Genomic DNA, 15469 nt, shown 5'->3' with positions numbered 1-15469 from the left:
GGCGGAACCTGCTGGCGACGACGCTGTTGTCGCAGGGTGTGCCGATGCTGCTGCACGGTGACGAGTTCGGCCGCACGCAGCACGGCAACAACAACGCCTACTGCCAGGACACGGAGATCTCCTGGGTGGACTGGACGCTGGCCGAGGAGAACGCCGACCTGATCGAGTTCACCGGCGCGCTCACCGCGTTCCGCAAGCAGCACCCGGTGCTGCGCAGGCGGAGGTTCTTCGCGGGCAAGCCGATCCGCAGTGGTGACGACCTGCGGGACATCGCGTGGTTCACGCCCGAGGGCAAGGAGATGACCGAGCACAACTGGGGCGACGACTTCGGCCGCTGCGTCGTGGCGTTCCTCAACGGCGAGGGCATCCCGGACCTGGACCAGCGGGGCATGCGGGTGGTGGACGACTCGTTCCTGCTGGCGTTCAACGCCCACCACGAGGACATCGAGGTGACGCTGCCCGAGGAGGGCTACGGTCCGGAGTGGACGGTGGTGGTCGACACGGCGACCGGCGAGGTGCGCATCCCGGAGATGGGCGAGCCCATCCCGGCGGGCGGCAAGCTCACGCTCGTCGCGCGGTCCCTGGTCGTCCTCCAGAGGACGGGTGGCGAATGAGCGCGCCCAGCTCGACCTACCGGCTCCAGCTGCACCCCGGCTTCACCTTCGCCGACGCCGCCGAGGCCGTCGACTACCTGGAGCGGCTCGGCGTCGGAGCGGTCTACGCGTCCCCGATCCTCGACGCCGCACCGGGTTCCACCCACGGCTACGACGTCGTGGACCCGACCCGCGCCCGGCCCGAACTGGGCGGGGAGGAGGGGCGGCTCGCCCTCAGCGCGAAGGTCTCCGCCGCGGGCCTCGGGTTCGTGCTCGACATCGTGCCCAACCACATGTCCGTCGCCGCGCCGGAGACCGACCCGTGGTGGTGGGACGTGCTCAAGCACGGCCAGGAGTCCCGCTACGCCAAGTACTTCGACATCGACTGGTCCGCCGGTCCGGTGCTGGTGCCCATCCTCGGCGACGAGGGCGAGCCCACCACCGAGGGCGACGTCGTGACGTACTACGACCACCGCCTGCCGGTGTCGGACCACTACCGGCTCGTGCACTGGCGGCGGGCCAACGAGGAGCTGAACTACCGGCGGTTCTTCGACATCACCACGCTCGCCGCGGTGCGCGTGGAGGACCCCGAGGTCTTCGACGCCACGCACGACGAGGTGCTGCGCTGGGTCGCGGCGGGCCAGGTGACCGGCCTGCGGGTCGACCACCCCGACGGCCTCGCCGACCCCGGCGGCTACTTCCGGCGGCTCAAGGAGCGCTCGGGCGTCTGGATCGTCGCGGAGAAGATCCTCGGCGTCGGCGAACCGCTGCCGACGAGCTGGCCGGTCGAGGGCACCACGGGCTACGACGCGCTGCGCGAGGTCTGCGGCCTCTTCGTCGACCCCCGCGCCGAGGAGCACTTCACCGCGCTGGCCGCGGAACTGGGCCAGGAGACCGACTTCGAGGCCGTCGAGCACACCTGCCGCAAGCTCGTCACGGACTCGATCCTGCGGGCCGAGGTCCGCCGGATCGCCGCGCTCGTGGAGGGCGTCGACCGGGCGGACGCCGAGGCGGCCGTCGCGGACGTGATGGTCAACTTCCCGGTGTACCGCTCCTACCTGCCCGAGGGCGAGCAGAACTGGGCGACGGCGGTGTCGCGGGTCAAGGGTGCCGAGGCGCTGGACGAGCAGGTCCGCGCCGACCCCGGAGGCGAACTCGCCACCCGGATCCAGCAGACGTCCGGCATGGTCGTCGCCAAGGGCACCGAGGACACCGCGTTCTACCGGTACACCCGGTTCGCGGCGCTCAACGAGGTCGGCGGCGCACCGGACCGCTTCGGCGTGCCCGTCGAGGAGTTCCACGCCCTCGCGGCGCAGCGGGACGCGGCCCTGCCCGAGTCGATGACGACGCTGTCGACGCACGACACCAAGCGCTCCGAGGACGTGCGGGCCCGCCTGGCCGTGCTCTCCGAGCTGCCGGAGGAGTTCGGCGACCTGGTGCGCCGGTGGACCGAGCGGCACGGCATCGACGAGCCGTCGCTGAACCTGCTGGCGTGGCAGACGATCGTCGGCGCGTGGCCCATCGGCCCCGACCGGCTGCGCGACTACCTCGACAAGGCCGCGAAGGAGTCGAAGCTCCGCACGACGTGGGTCGACCACGACGAGGAGTTCGAGGCGGCCGTCGCGGCGTGGCCGGAGCAGGTGCTCGGCGACGCCGTGACGCGCGGCGAGATCGAGGCGTTCGTCGGCCGGATCCGCGCCGCGGGCTGGTCGAACGCGCTGGGCCAGAAGCTGGTGCAGCTCACCGCGCCCGGCGTGCCGGACGTGTACCAGGGCACCGAGCTGTGGGACCTGTCGCTGGTCGACCCGGACAACCGGCGGCCCGTCGACTACGCGGTCCGGCGCGAGCTGCTGGCCCGCATCGAGGACTGGTGGCTGCCGGAGGTCGACGAGACCGGCGCGGCCAAGCTCCTGGTCGTGCAACGCGCCCTGCGCCTGCGCCGGAACCGGCCGGAGCTGTTCCGGGGCTACCGCCCGCTGCCCGCCGAGGGCGTCGCGGCCGAGCACCTCGTGGCGTACCACCGGTCACCGGACCTCGTGGTCGTCGCCACCCGCCTCCCGCTGGGCCTCGCGGCCGCGGGCGGCTGGCGCGACACCGTGCTGCCGCTGCCGCCGGGTGAGTGGACTGACGTGCTGAACGGACGGGAGGCGGGCACCTCGGTGGCGGGCCTGCTGAAGCGGTACCCGGTCGCGCTGCTGGTTCGGGAGACCTCGTGACCTTCACCGTGTGGGCTCCCGCCGCGGAGCGGGTCCGCGTGCGCGTGGACGGCGTCGAGCACGCCATGACGGCGGCCCCCGACGGCTGGTGGTCGGCCGCCGTCGACGGGACCGACTACGCGTTCCTGCTGGACGACTCCGACGACGCCCTGCCCGATCCGCGCTCGCTGTGGCAGCCGGGAGGCGTGCACGGGCCGTCGCGCCGGTACGACCACTCGGCGTTCGGGTGGACCGACGACGGCTGGACCGGGCGGGCGCTGCCGGGTGGGGTGATCTACGAGCTGCACGTCGGCACGTTCACCCCTGGGGGCACGCTCGACTCGGCCATCGGCAAGCTCGACCACCTGGTCGACCTCGGCGTCACGCTCGTCGAGGTGCTGCCGGTGAACTCCTTCGACGGCACCGCGGGCTGGGGCTACGACGGGGTCCTGTGGGGCGCGGTGCACGAGCCCTACGGCGGTCCGGACGCGTTCAAGCGGTTCGTGGACGCCTGCCACGGCAGGGGTCTGGGCGTGCTGCTCGACGTGGTCTACAACCACCTCGGGCCCTCCGGCGCGTACCTCGACCGGTTCGGCCCGTACTTCGCGGGCCAGAACGACTGGGGCCCCGGCCTCAACCTCGACGGCCCCGGCTCGGACGAGGTCCGCCGGTACGTGATCGACAACGCGCTGGGCTGGCTGCGGGACTTCCACGTCGACGGGCTGCGGCTCGACGCCGTGCACGCGCTGCTCGACCGCCGCGCGACGCACCTGCTGGAGGAGCTGGCCGTCGAGGTCGACGCCCTCTCGGCGGGGCTCGGGCGGCCGTTGACGCTGATCGCCGAGTCGGACCTGAACGACGCCAAGCTCGTGACCGCGCGGGAGGGCGGCGGCTACGGCCTGCACGCGCAGTGGTCGGACGACCTGCACCACTGCCTGCACGTCGCCCTGACGGGGGAGACCCACGGCTACTACGCCGACTTCGCCGAACCCGGCGCGCTCGGCCGCACGCTGCGCGAGGCGTTCTTCCACGCGGGCACGTGGTCGTCGTTCCGGGGCCGCACGCACGGCCGCCCGGTCGACACCCGCGTGCTGCCGGGCCACCGGTTCCTGGCGTACCTCCAGAACCACGACCAGATCGGCAACCGCGCCACCGGCGACCGGATGTCCGCGACGGTGTCGCCGGGCCTGCTGGCCTGCGGCGCGGCGATCGTGTTCTGCTCGCCGTACACCCCGATGGTGTTCATGGGGGAGGAGTGGGCCGCCAGCACGCCGTGGCAGTTCTTCGCGTCCTTCCCGGACCCGGAGCTGGCGAACGCGGTCCGCACCGGCAGGCGCCGCGAGTTCGGCGCGCACGGCTGGGGCGAGGCCGAGGTGCCGGACCCGATGGACCCCGCGACGGTCGAGCGGTCGACGCTGCTCTGGAGCGAGGTCGACGAGCCCGGCCACCGCGAGGTGCTCGACCTGTACCGGTCGCTCATCGCGCTGCGCCGGGCCCACCCGGAGCTGGCCGACCCGCGGCTGGCCGAGTTCGCCGTCGAGCAGGTGGACACCGTGCTCGTGCTGCGCCGCGGTGACCTGCGCCTGGTGTGCAACCTCGGCGCCACGGCGGTCACTCGGGCACTGGACGTCGACGGTGGCTCGGTGCTGCTCGCGTCCGGCGACGTGGCGCTGGTGGACGAGGGCGTCCGCCTGCCCGCCGAGTCGTTCGCGATCGTTCAGGCGACCGGTTCGTCGTCCAACCAGCCCACGTCCGCGAGCCGTTCCGCCAGCAGCTGACCGGCCAGCGTCAGCTCGTCGGCCAGCTGTCTTCGCACGTCGGCGGACGCACCGTCCACGCGGTGCGCCGCCTCGTGCGCGGCCACGAGCTGGCGCGCGGCCTCCACGACGTCGACGCCGGGCCACTGCGGCTCCTCGGCCCGCTCGTGCGGCTCCACGGGCAGGTGCACCGACCGCACGGCCTGCCGCGGCCCCAGCTCACCCGCCAGGTCGACGAGCTTCACCGCGATCGAGTGGAGCTTCACGTTGTGGTGCTGCGACATCCGGACGAGCAGCTGGAAGCCCTGCTGCGGGGTGAGGCCCTGGACGGCCGCGATCAGGCCCGTGGCCTGGCCGATCACCGTGCGGGTCTGCAACGCCTTGCGCAGGCCCGCGACCTCAGCCTCAAGGCCGGCGATCCGCACCCTCAGCGGATCCACCTGACCGTTATCCCCGACCACGGTCGGGCTCCTCTCACACGTCGGGACATGGAAGCCATGCCAGAACGCGGGAGACGGCCAGCGGAAAGCTCAGGCAAGCCCACCGCGCGACGCCGGCGCGCTGCCGTCGTCCCTCGCTGACACGGGTGCCCTCCGCAGGAGGACACCCGATGGCTTGCGGCTGGCTTTTCAACCGCTAACGATCACCGTAGTACACCGGCCGATCGCTGTTTACCTCCGGTCGCCACGGGTACCCGAGCCGCGGATCAACCGTCTACGGAGAGGATCGGTCATGGGTGCCGACGACAAGATCAGCAACAAGGCCGAGGAGCTCAAGGGTCGGGCCAAGGAAGCCGTCGGGGACGCCACCGACAACGAGCAGTGGCAGGCCGAGGGCCGCGCCGAGCGCGCCAAGGGTTCGCTCAAGCAGGCGGGCGAGAAGGTCAAGGACGCCTTCCGCAAGGACTGAGTCGTGGTAGCGCACCGCGGCGCCGCCGAGTTCGTCCCCGAGAGGGGCGGCTTGGCGGCGCTGCGTCGTGCGGCGGAGGGGTGCCGCGGGTGCGACCTGCACGTCGGCGCGACGCGGGTCGTGTTCGGTGAAGGACCCGCCAAGGCCCGCGTGATGATGGTGGGGGAGCAGCCGGGGGACCGCGAGGACCTCGCCGGACACCCCTTCGTCGGACCCGCCGGGAAGCTGCTGGACCGCGCGCTGGAGGCCGTCGGCCTGGTGCGGTCGGAGATCTACTTCACCAACGCGGTCAAGCACTTCAGGTTCGAGCAGCGGGGCGAGCGGCGCATCCACCAGCAGCCCACCCGCGGCGAGGTGGTGGCCTGCCTGCCGTGGTTGACGGCCGAGGTGCGGGCCGTCCGGCCGGAACTGGTGGTGTGCCTGGGAGCCGTGGCCGCCAAGGCCCTGCTGGGCCCCTCGTTCTCGGTGAGCGAACGGCGGGGCGAGGTGGAGCGGGCCACCGTCGGCGACCGGGAGTGCTCGGTGCTCACGACCGTGCACCCGTCCGCCGTGCTGCGGTCGGACGACCGCGAGGCCGCGTTCGAGGAGTTCGCGCGGGACCTGGAGGCGGTCCACGCGGCGCTGTGATCGGGCCGGGACATGGGACGACCCCCGGACCGTTTACCCGCACGAGGTGCGGACCGAGCTGGACTGGGCTCGGGGTGCCGGGGGTCGGGTGCCTGCCTGGAACTCGCCAGGCCGCTCCGGAAAGGGTCCCTAACGGGCGGTCCTAGCGGACGGACACCTCACGAAAAGTCCTATAGCTATACAACTTCGGACCACCTCCTTCCTCGTGTAAGACCAAACTAAGCGCGAAATCCAGGTCCGGCAACGGATATGGCCCACGTCACACTTCACCCGTCAGGCGTAGTCGGTCGACCTGCTGGTCCCCGCCCAGGCCTCCGCCTCCGCGGCCCTCGCCACCGAGGACTCGGCGGCGATCCGGAGGGCGTCCGAGCCGAGCAGCAGGCGCAGCGGGGGGTCGGGCAGGGTCGTGATCCCGACGACGACCCCGGCCGCCTTCGCGGGGTCGCCCGCCTGCTTGCCGTCGGCGTCGAGCCGGTAGCGGTGGACGGCCCCCACGGTCGACTCGTAGTCGGGGTCGACCGGCGCCATCCTCATCGAACTCCCGCCCCAGTCGGTCCGGAACGCGCCCGGTTCGATGATCGTCACCTTGACGCCGAACGGCGCGACCTCGTTGTGCAGGACCTCGGAGAAGCCCTCCACGGCGTACTTCGCGGCCTGGTAGGCGCCCATGCCGGGGGTGCCGCCCACGCGTCCGCCGATCGAGGAGAACTGGAGGAAGTGCCCGGAGCGCTGCTCGCGCAGCACCGGCAGGGCGGCCCTGGTCACGGTCACCACGCCGAACAGGTTCGTCTCGACCTGCGCGCGGAAGTCCTCGTCCGGCGTGTGCTCGATGGGGGCGGAGTTCGCGTAGCCCGCGTTGTTCGCGACCACGTCGAGCGAGCCGAACGCCTCCACGGCGGTCCGCACGGCCGCCCGCGCCGCGACCGGGTCGGTGACGTCCAGCGCCACGGCGCGGACCCGCTCGCCGTACCGCGCGGTGAGGTCGACGAGGTCCTTCGGGTCGCGGGCCGTGGCGACCACGGTGTCGCCGTGGTCGAGCGCCGCCCGCGCGAGTTCCCGGCCTAGACCGCGGGAGCTGCCGGTGACGAGCCAGGTCTTGGGCATGGTGGCCCCTTCTTGTAACCGACTGGTTGGATACTTCCAGGGAACACCGCGTGGGCGCCGCTGTCAACCGACTGTTTGGTTGGTAACCTTGTCGGGTGATCCGAGACGCTGACCGCACCAGGAAGAAGCTGCTGGACGCCGCCACGGCGGAGTTCGCCGAACTGGGGATCGCCGGCGCGCGGGTGAACCGCATCGCCGAGGTCGCGGGCTGCAACAAGGCGATGCTGTACGCGTACTACGGCAGCAAGGACCTGCTGTTCGACGCGGTGTTCACCGCCCACGTGGCCGAGTTCCTGGTGCGGGTCCCGTTCGACGCGACCGACCTGCCCGGCTACGCGGGACGGCTGCACGACTACTTCGAGGACAACCCCGCGGCCCGGCGGCTGTCCGTCTGGTACCGGCTGGAACGGCCCGGCAGCGCCCACCTGGAGGCCGTGGTCGAGGTCAACCGGCAGCGGCTGGAGGAGGTGGCGCGGGCGCAGGAGGACGGCGTGCTGGCCCGCCACCACCCGCCCGTCGCGCTGCTCGCGCTGGTCCAGGCCGTCAGCACGTCGTGGTCGTCGATGAACCCGGAGTTCGACGCGCTCGCCCCCGACCGCGAGGAGCGCCGCGCCGCCGTGGTGGACGCGGTGCGGCGGCTGACCGCGCCCTGAACCCGGTCAGGCCCTGTCCCAGGCGCCCTCGGTGCTGGGGCTGGTCAGCCACTCGACGTTGAGCGGGAACGCCGCGCCGTGCGAGCCCCGGAGCTTGCCGCACAGGTCCTCCTGGCGGGCGGCCAGCTCCCGCACGACCTCCAGCGGCGAGGCGTGGGCGTCCGGACCGGTGGCGTTGCGGTACCAGTTGCCGAGGACCTCCAGGGTGAAGTCGACGACCATGAGCCCGCCGAGGCCGAGCACGACGTCGCCCGTGGCCTGGAAGACCCCGGAGTGCAGGGCCAGGTTGCGGGCGCTGTAGAGCGCGTCCAGCAGGGAGCGCATCCGCTCCTGGGTGACCACCAGCCAGCGCGCGCAGTCGCCCGCGGACGCGAGCCTGCCCTGCCAGTCGGTGACCTGGCGGGCGGCGAGCGGCGCCACGTGGGGGAGCAGGTCGTGGACGGCCACCCGCGCGTCGAGCAGCGCGGGGTCGTCGTGGGGGCGGGCGGGGAGCAGCACGTCGACCCAGCGGTTCACGTCGAGCAGGTACCTGTGGTCGTCGAGGGTGGCGTACCGGCCCACGACGGCCAGCGGTTCGTGCAGGGTCCCGGTGAGCGCGTCCTGGCGGTTCAGGGCGTCGTTGTGCCGGGTGTCGGCGGCGAGCAGCGCCGCGCGCAGCCGCGCGTGCTCGGGGTGGTCGGGCGCGCACCGGTCGACGGCGCGCCGCAGGCTCAGGACGCGGCGGTTCGTGGTGCCGACCCGGCTGCGCGCGTGCTTGGCCGACGCCGTCGCCGACTGGTGCAGGAGCTGGTGCGCCTCGACGACCTGCTGCCGCATCGCCTGGAGCGACAGGACTCCCGCGAGCTGCGACGCCTTCTCGTTGACGCCGCACGCCTCCAGCGCCGCCCACGACAGCGCGGCGGCCGTGAGCGGGGAGTCGGTGGTGCGGGCAAGGTGCGCCATGCGCAGGCCCTCGCGCAGGCCGCGCGGCCAGCGCTGCACCAGCGGGTACGCGCGCTGCACGGTGGACCGGCGCGGGGTCAGCTCGTCGCTGCGGACGGTGCCCGCGCGGGTCACCAGCATCCGCGGGTCGAGGGAGATGGTGAGCAGGCGGTGGCCCGCGACGTACTGGTCCAGCAGCTCGGTGACGCGGCGGCGGGCGAGGCGGCCCGCGCTGGCCTTGTCCACGGCGTCCACGTCGACGGCCACGACGCACGTGGTGGACGTCGCCGGGACGGTGGCCAGGAACTGGCGCAGGCGGTCGCGGGCCGGACCCCAGCCGAGCTTCTCCGGCTGACCGGCCGACCACTGGCGGGCAGTCGGGTCGAGGGCGGACAGACCGGACAGCTCGCCCGCGCCGTGCACGACGCACGCCACGTGGTGGCGCACCAGGTCCGGGTGCAGGACCTGCCAGATCGCGGCGGGGTCGGCGCCGTGCTTGGCCAGCGCGTGCGTCAGCTCCTGCTGGAGCGCGTCGGGGTCGCGGTCGGTCGCGGCCACCAGGCACGCCACCTCGTCGCTGACCTGGTCCAGCCGCGCCCACCGGCCCGGCGTGGTCGCGGTGGCGTGCCACGAGTCCACGAACAGCGTCCACAGCAGCTTCGGCAGCTCGGCGATGAGCGTGTCCAGGCGGGCGGCGAACGCCGCCGCCTCCTCCCGGCTCTGCCGGTCGTCGCGGTAGACGCCGACGTAGTCCACGACCTCCGCGAGCGTGTGCGTGAAGTGCACCAGCGGCTGGTGCCCGGTGGCCGTGGTGGCGCGCTGCACGGCGGCGGCCGCGTTGAGGCACAACGACTTGAGCAGCCTGCCCTTCGGCTGCCCGAGCACGCTGTAGCTCAGCAGCGCGGCGTGGGTGCGGGGCAGTTCGGCGGCCAGGCCCGCCAGCGTCGAGGAGTGCTGGCTCAGCAGGGTCGCGGGTTCGACCGAGCGGATCACCCGTTGCAGGAGGTAGGTCTGCTCGCGCAGCGCCCCGCTGGTGCGGAGTTGTCCCAGCAGCTCCGGGTCGAACCCGCTGAACGTCACGCACGCAGCGTAGTCGCACGGCTGCCCGCCGAGGCGCTCCCGGAGGCGGGGTCCGGGAGCGGGGAACGGTGGTCGGAGGTCTTCAGAGGTGGGCTAGCCCGGCAGGGGGAGCGGTGGTAGCCCGGATGACCAATGTGGTCGGAAGTTCCCGCAGCAGCACTTCCGCCGTGCCGTTGGCGTTGTCGAGCCGGTCGAGCAGGAGTTCGACGGCGGCGCGGCCCGCGAGTTCGGCGGGCATCCTCACGGTCGTGAGCGGGCGGCCGCACATCGAGGCGTACAGGATGTCGTCGAAGCCGGTGACGCTGACGCGCTCCGGCACCGACACGGCGAGTTCCGCGAGTCTGGTCAGGACTCCCAGCGCCATGAGGTCGTTGTAGGCGATGATCGCCGTGACCCCGGCCGCGAGCGCCGCGTCGACGCCCAGCGCGCCCCCCTGGAACGTCGGCTCGTAGGGCCCCAGTTCGTGCAGGGACATCCCGGTGCGGCACGCGGCCTCCCGCAGCCCGGTGCGCCGGAACTGGTTCGACCAGGCCCGCACGGGGCCGTTGAGGTACGCGCAGTGCCGGTGCCCCAGCGCCGCCAGGTGCTCCACGACGGCGGCCATGCCCGCCGCGCTGTCCAGCAGCACCGACGGCACGCCGGGCAGCACGCGGTTGACCAGCACCATCGTGGTCAGCGTCGACAGCTCGGCCAGCGTCTCGTCGTCGAGGGCCGACGCGCACACGACCACGCCGTCGACCTGGCGGGCCATCGTGCGGATCAGCTCCTCCTCGGTCGCGCCGTCCTGCCCGCTGTCGCAGAAGAACACCGAGTTGCCCGACTCGCGCGCTCTGGCCTGCACCCCGAGCAGCACGGACGGGAAGAACGGGTTGCCGAGGTCCGGGACGACGATGCCCAGGTTCCCGGTGCGCCCGGTGATCAGGCTCCTGGCGGCGGGGTTGGGCTGGTAGCCCAGTCCGCGCACCACTTCCAGCACGCGTTCCCTGGTGTCGGCTCGAACCAGGTCCGGTGCGCTGATCGCCCGCGACACCGTCGACACCGACACCCTGGCCTGGCGTGCGACGTCCCTGATGGTGACCGGCACGGCGGCTCCTCTCGTCGTGGCGGCCATGCAGGATGCACACGGATCCGGCGAGCCGTCAAGATCGGGGAGACAAGCCTGTGGAGCACACCAGATTCGTAAAACTGGGAACGCCTCGGAGGTTTGAGGGTTCCTCACAAGGTGTGTGCTACCTGGAGGTATCTGTTGTCGGGAGTGGACGTGGCGGTGACACTTGGTCTGGACCACCGCCGTTCCGGGCGCCAGCTCGCCCGCGCGGTCAGATGGTCAGCCCCGTCAGCACCAGCACGCGCGGCTCGGTCAGGTCGTCCATCGTCGACCTGACGCCCTCGCGGCCGGTCCCGGACTCCTTCACGCCGCCGTAGGGCATCTGGTCCGGGCGGAAGCTCGGCACGTCGCCGACGATCACGCCACCGACCGCGAGCCTCGCCGACGCCTGGAACGCGATCCGCACGTCGTGGGTGAAGACGCCCGCCTGGAGGCCGAAGCGCGAGGCGTTGACCTTGTCGAACGCCTCCTCGACGCTGTCGACCACCTGGAGCGCGACGACCGGGCCGAAGGCCTCCTCGGCGACGACCTTCGACTCCTCCGGCGCCCCCGCCAGCACGGTGGGCGCGACGGTCGAGCCGTCCCGGTCGCCACCGGTCAGCAGGGTCGCGCCCGCGGCGACCGCGTCGGACACCCACTCCTGCACGCGTTCGGCGGCGGGCAGGGTGATCAGCGGGCCCACGTCGGTGCCGGGCAGGGCGGGGTCGCCGGTGCCGAGCTCGCGCACGTGCGCCACCACGGCCGCGGCGACCTCCTCGTAGACCGAGCGGTGCACGTACACCCGCTGCACGGAGATGCACGACTGGCCCGCCTGGTACATCGCGAACGTGGCGATCCGCTGCGCCGCCCAGTCGATGTCCGTCCAATCAGGACAGACGATGGCCGCGGCGTTGCCGCCCAGCTCCAGCACCACGTGCTTGCGCGGCACGCGGTCCAGGATGCCGTGGCCGACCGGGCCCGAGCCGGTGAACGTGACCACCGGCAGGCGCGGGTCGGTCACCAGTTCGGCGGCGACCTCGTTCGGCACCGGCAGCACCGACCACGCGCCGGGGGGCAGGTCGGTCTCGGCCAGCAGCTCGCCCAGCAGCAGCGCGGTCAGCGGGGTCGCGGGCGCGGGCTTGAGGATGATCGGCGCGCCGACCGCGATGGCCGGGGCGACCTTGTGCGCCACCAGGTTCAGCGGGAAGTTGAACGGCGCGATGCCCAGCACGGGGCCGCGCGGCACCCGCCGCACGAGCGCCATCCGACCGCTCGCGGTCGGGTCGGTGTCGAGCCGCTGGAGCTCGCCGGAGAAGCGGCGGGCCTCCTCGGCCGCCCAGCGGAACGTCGAGGCCGCCCTGGTGACCTCCACGCGCGCCCACTTGACCGGCTTGCCCGCCTCGGCGGTGATCAGCGCCGCGACCTCGTCCGCGCGCTCCAGCAGCCGCCGGGACACGTGGTCGAGCGCGGCGGCGCGGGCGTGCGCGGGCAGCACGGCCAGGTCCGGTGCGACCGCCTCGGCCGCGGCCACCGCGCGCTCGACGTCGTCCGCCGTCGCCTGCGAGGTCGTGCCGACCAGCGCGCCGTCGAAGGGGCTGTGCACGGCCAGTTCGGTCCCGCTCGTCGTCGCGGAGCCCGCGACCCAGTACGGCGTGCTCACGCGATCACCCCCAGGACGGCCTCTTCGAGCACGTCCACGCCTTCGGCCAGCAGGTCGTCCGGGATGACCAGCGGCGGCAGCAGGCGGACGACGTTGCCGTAGGTGCCGCACGTCAGCACGACCACGCCCGCGGCGTGGCAGGCCTTCGCGACCCGGCCCGCGATCTCCGGCGTGGGCTCGGCGAACTCGATCGCCAGCATCGCGCCCCGGCCTCGGACGTCGCCGATCAGACCGGTCGAGGTGCTCCCCGCGGAGGCCGCGGAGGATCCGGTCTTCTCCGCCAACGCCCTCAACCTGGGCAGCACCGCCCCCTCGATCCGGCGCGCGGCGGCGGACAGGTCGAGGTCGCGCATGGTGCGGATCGCGCCCAGGGCGGCGGCGCACGCGACGGGGTTGCCGCCGTACGTGCCGCCCAGCCCGCCGACGTGCACGGAGTCCATCAGGTCGGCGCGGCCCGTGACGGCGGCCAGCGGCAGGCCGCCCGCGATGCCCTTGGCGGTGGTGACCAGGTCCGGCACGAGGCCCTCGTGGTCGCTCGCGAACCAGGAACCCGTGCGGCAGAAGCCGGTCTGGATCTCGTCGGCGACCAGCAGCGCGCCCGTCGCGGTGCACCACGCGGACAGAGCGCCCAGGAAACCGGGCGCGGGCACGACGAAGCCGCCCTCGCCCTGGATCGGCTCGACGAGCACGCACGCCACGTTGGTCGCGCCGACCTGCTTCTCGACCAGGTCGATCGCGCGGGCGGCGGCCTCGGCACCGCTCAGGCCGCCGTCGCGGTACGGGTACGACATCGGCACCCGGTGGACCTCGGGCGCGAACGGCCCGAAACCGTGCTTGTACGGCATGTTCTTCGACGTCAGCGCCATCGTGAGGTTCGTGCGGCCGTGGTAGGCGTGCTCGAACACGACGACGGCCGTCCGCCCGGTGGCGTGCCGGGCGATCTTGACCGCGTTCTCCACCGCCTCCGCGCCGGAGTTGAACAGCGCCGACCGCTTCTCGTGGTCGCCGGGCACCAGTTCGTTGAGCGCCTCGCAGACCTCGACGTAGCCCTCGTACGGCGTGATCATGAAGCAGGTGTGGCTGAACCTGTCGATCTGCGCGTGCACGGCCTCCGCGACCGCGGGCGCCGGGTTGCCCACGCTCGTCACGGCGATGCCCGAGCCGAGGTCGATGAGCCGGTTGCCGTCGACGTCGACCAGCAGCCCGTCCTCGGCCGACTCGATGTAGAGGGGGAGGGTCGACCCGACCCCCTGGGCCACCGCGCTCGTGCGGCGCGAGGCCAGTTCCAGTGACCGGGGTCCGGGCAGTGCGGTGCGCAGTCGCGTCATGGCTCCAGCATGGTGGCGCGCGAGCGGGGGCGCAGTGTCGGATCTGGCGCGTTCCGGCGTCCCTGCTGTACAAACTGGAGTGTGCCGCCGACGTTGCGCTCCCTGGTCGACGACCTGCGCCTGCCGGTTCTCGCGGGCGCGCAGGGGCTGGACCGCGCCGTGTCCTGGGTGCACGGCACCGAGCTGGTCGACCCGACGCCGTTCCTCGGGGGCGGCGAGCTGCTGCTGACCACCGGTCTGGCCGTGCGGCGGGGTTTCCGCGCGTACGTCGACCGGCTCGCGGCCGTCGGCGTGGTGGGGCTCGGGTTCGGCACCGGCCTGAGCCACGCGGTCGTGCCGCCGGGTCTGGTGGCCGCCGCCGCCCGCGCGGGCCTGCCGCTGCTGGAGGTGCCGCGCGAGACCCCGTTCATCGCGCTGAGCAAGGCGGTGTCGCGGGCCGTGGCCGCCGACGAGTACGCCGCGCTCACTCGTGCCGGGGAGGCCCAGCGGGCGCTCACCCGCGCCGCGGTCGGCCGGGACGGCGTCGCGGCCGTGGTGCGGCGGCTGGGGCAGTGGGTGGACGCGCGGGTCGTGCTGCTCGACCCGGCCGGGCGGCCCGTGCACGCGTTCGGCCTCCGCCCGCTGCCGGACCTGGAGCCGGAGCTGGCGCGGCTCAGGACGTCCGGCGGACTGGCCAGCTCGGCGTTCGAGACCGGCGGCGAGCACGTCGTCATGCAGGTGCTCGGCGGACGCGGCCGGGGGTTCCTCGCCGTGGGCCGGGACAGGCCGTGGGACCCGGCCGACCGCGGCATCGTGACGACGGCCGCGTCCCTGCTCACGTTGGCGCTGGCCCAGTCCGACACCGCGCGGCGGCGGTCGCGGACCGCGGAGTTCCACCTGCTGCTGGCAGGCCGCGGCGACCTGGTGCCCGACCTGCCCGCCGGCCCGCTGCACGTGGCGGCGCTGGACGGCGTGGCCGTGCAGGACGTGCCGGGGTTCGCCGCCGAGGTCGACGGTCGCGTGGTCGTGGTGGCGGAGGAGGTGCCCGCCGTGCCGGGTGCGTCGGTCGGGATCTCCCTGCCGGTCGAGGTGTCCGACGTGGCGGAGGGCTACCGGCAGGCGCTGGACGCGCTGGCGGCGGCGCGGCCGTCCGCGCCCGTGGTGCGGTTCGCGGACCTCGCGGGCGCGGGGCTGATGGCCCTGCTGCCCGAGGGCGCGGGCAGGGCGTTCGCGGACTCGCTGCTGCGCCCGCTCTCCGCGGAGCTGCGCGAGTCGCTGCGCGTCTGGCTGGCCCACCACGGCCAGTGGGACCCCGCCGCGACCCGGCTCGGCATCCACCGGCACACCCTCCGGAACCGGGTTCGCCGAGCGGAATCCCTGCTCGGGAGGTCCCTCGACGCGCCGGGGGTGCGCGCCGAGCTGTGGCTGGCCCTCGGCGAGTAACACCGGGGGGCCGACGAACGACCTCCATGCAGATGCACGTGCATCTGCGCGCTGAGGGGTGCGTGGGGACGCGTGCGACGAAGATCGCTGATTCGACCCCACACGGGCAACTTCGCCCTGTGGCGGGTAGGTT

The 15469-nt window shown here is 73.3% G+C and carries 12 protein-coding genes and 1 pseudogene; 7 read left to right on the top strand and 6 right to left on the bottom strand.

The genetic code is table 11. The annotated features are described in order from the left end of the window. From AC156L_RS33290 to treZ, 3 genes and pseudogenes are all read left to right on the top strand, one after another. A pseudogene (locus AC156L_RS33290) lies at positions 1-614 on the top strand (glycogen debranching enzyme); the annotation flags it as partial. Beyond that, a complete protein-coding gene (gene treY / locus AC156L_RS33285) occupies positions 611-2809 on the top strand; it encodes a malto-oligosyltrehalose synthase (protein WP_330878667.1) in 2199 nt (732 codons plus the stop codon). The pseudogene AC156L_RS33290 and the gene treY, both read left to right, overlap by 4 nt. Then, positions 2806-4566 (top strand): malto-oligosyltrehalose trehalohydrolase, encoded by a 1761-nt coding sequence (treZ, locus tag AC156L_RS33280; RefSeq protein ID WP_330878666.1) that lies wholly within the window; start codon positions 2806-2808, stop codon positions 4564-4566. Before treY ends, treZ begins: the two co-directional genes overlap by 4 nt. On the opposite strand, the gene AC156L_RS33275 is transcribed toward treZ, so the two are convergent. Then, positions 4506-5006, bottom strand: a complete 501-nt coding sequence (locus AC156L_RS33275) for an ANTAR domain-containing protein (protein WP_330878665.1) — start codon at positions 5004-5006, stop codon at positions 4506-4508. The genes treZ and AC156L_RS33275 overlap by 61 nt on opposite strands. A gap of 271 nt (positions 5007-5277) precedes the next feature. Here AC156L_RS33275 and AC156L_RS33270 point away from each other — a divergent pair, with 271 nt between their 5' ends. Then, positions 5278-5454 (top strand): CsbD family protein, encoded by a 177-nt coding sequence (locus AC156L_RS33270; RefSeq protein ID WP_330878664.1) that lies wholly within the window; start codon positions 5278-5280, stop codon positions 5452-5454. 3 nt (positions 5455-5457) lie between these two features. Continuing rightward, positions 5458-6081, top strand: a complete 624-nt coding sequence (locus AC156L_RS33265; protein WP_330878663.1) for a UdgX family uracil-DNA binding protein — start codon at positions 5458-5460, stop codon at positions 6079-6081. Between the two features lie 273 nt (positions 6082-6354). Here AC156L_RS33265 and AC156L_RS33260 read toward each other — a convergent pair whose 3' ends face one another. Continuing rightward, positions 6355-7185 carry an oxidoreductase gene (locus AC156L_RS33260; RefSeq protein WP_330878662.1) on the bottom strand — a complete coding sequence of 277 codons (831 nt, stop codon included), beginning with the start codon at positions 7183-7185 and terminating at the stop codon, positions 6355-6357. 95 nt (positions 7186-7280) lie between these two features. On the opposite strand from AC156L_RS33260, the gene AC156L_RS33255 reads away from it, so the two are divergent. Continuing rightward, positions 7281-7838 carry a TetR family transcriptional regulator gene (locus AC156L_RS33255; RefSeq protein ID WP_330878661.1) on the top strand — a complete coding sequence of 186 codons (558 nt, stop codon included), beginning with the start codon at positions 7281-7283 and terminating at the stop codon, positions 7836-7838. Between the two features lie 6 nt (positions 7839-7844). On the opposite strand, the gene AC156L_RS33250 is transcribed toward AC156L_RS33255, so the two are convergent. The 4 genes from AC156L_RS33250 to gabT form a co-directional block, all read right to left on the bottom strand. Next, on the bottom strand, positions 7845-9839 hold the full coding sequence (locus tag AC156L_RS33250) for a hypothetical protein (protein WP_330878660.1): 1995 nt from the start codon (positions 9837-9839) through the stop codon (positions 7845-7847). Between the two features lie 82 nt (positions 9840-9921). Continuing rightward, entirely contained in the window at positions 9922-10923 is a 1002-nt protein-coding gene (locus AC156L_RS33245) for a LacI family DNA-binding transcriptional regulator (protein WP_330878659.1), read from the bottom strand. 235 nt (positions 10924-11158) lie between these two features. Further along, positions 11159-12586, bottom strand: coding sequence for an aldehyde dehydrogenase family protein (locus AC156L_RS33240; RefSeq protein ID WP_484407587.1), 1428 nt, complete (start codon positions 12584-12586; stop codon positions 11159-11161). Continuing rightward, positions 12583-13914: a 4-aminobutyrate--2-oxoglutarate transaminase gene (gabT, locus tag AC156L_RS33235; RefSeq protein ID WP_330878657.1), complete on the bottom strand. Its 1332-nt coding sequence runs from the start codon at positions 13912-13914 to the stop codon at positions 12583-12585. Before gabT ends, AC156L_RS33240 begins: the two co-directional genes overlap by 4 nt. An 81-nt stretch (positions 13915-13995) precedes the next feature. On the opposite strand from gabT, the gene AC156L_RS33230 reads away from it, so the two are divergent. Beyond that, a complete protein-coding gene (locus tag AC156L_RS33230; RefSeq protein WP_330878656.1) occupies positions 13996-15336 on the top strand; it encodes a PucR family transcriptional regulator in 1341 nt (446 codons plus the stop codon). Positions 15337-15469 lie beyond the last annotated feature (133 nt).

The organism is Umezawaea sp. (genome assembly GCF_057122925.1).
Note: the sequence above shows the minus strand (reverse complement) of the source record. Positions and strands in the feature narration are given on the sequence as shown.

What these genes read in the sequence shown, in the direction of transcription:
- treY (WP_330878667.1), top strand. Translation starts at nt 611, where the DNA reads ATGAGCGCGCCCAGCTCGACCTACCGGCTCCAGCTGCACCCCGGCTTC.
- AC156L_RS33270 (WP_330878664.1), top strand. Translation starts at nt 5,278, where the DNA reads ATGGGTGCCGACGACAAGATCAGCAACAAGGCCGAGGAGCTCAAGGGT.
- AC156L_RS33260 (WP_330878662.1), bottom strand. Translation starts at nt 7,185, where the DNA reads ATGCCCAAGACCTGGCTCGTCACCGGCAGCTCCCGCGGTCTAGGCCGG.
- gabT (WP_330878657.1), bottom strand. Translation starts at nt 13,914, where the DNA reads ATGACGCGACTGCGCACCGCACTGCCCGGACCCCGGTCACTGGAACTG.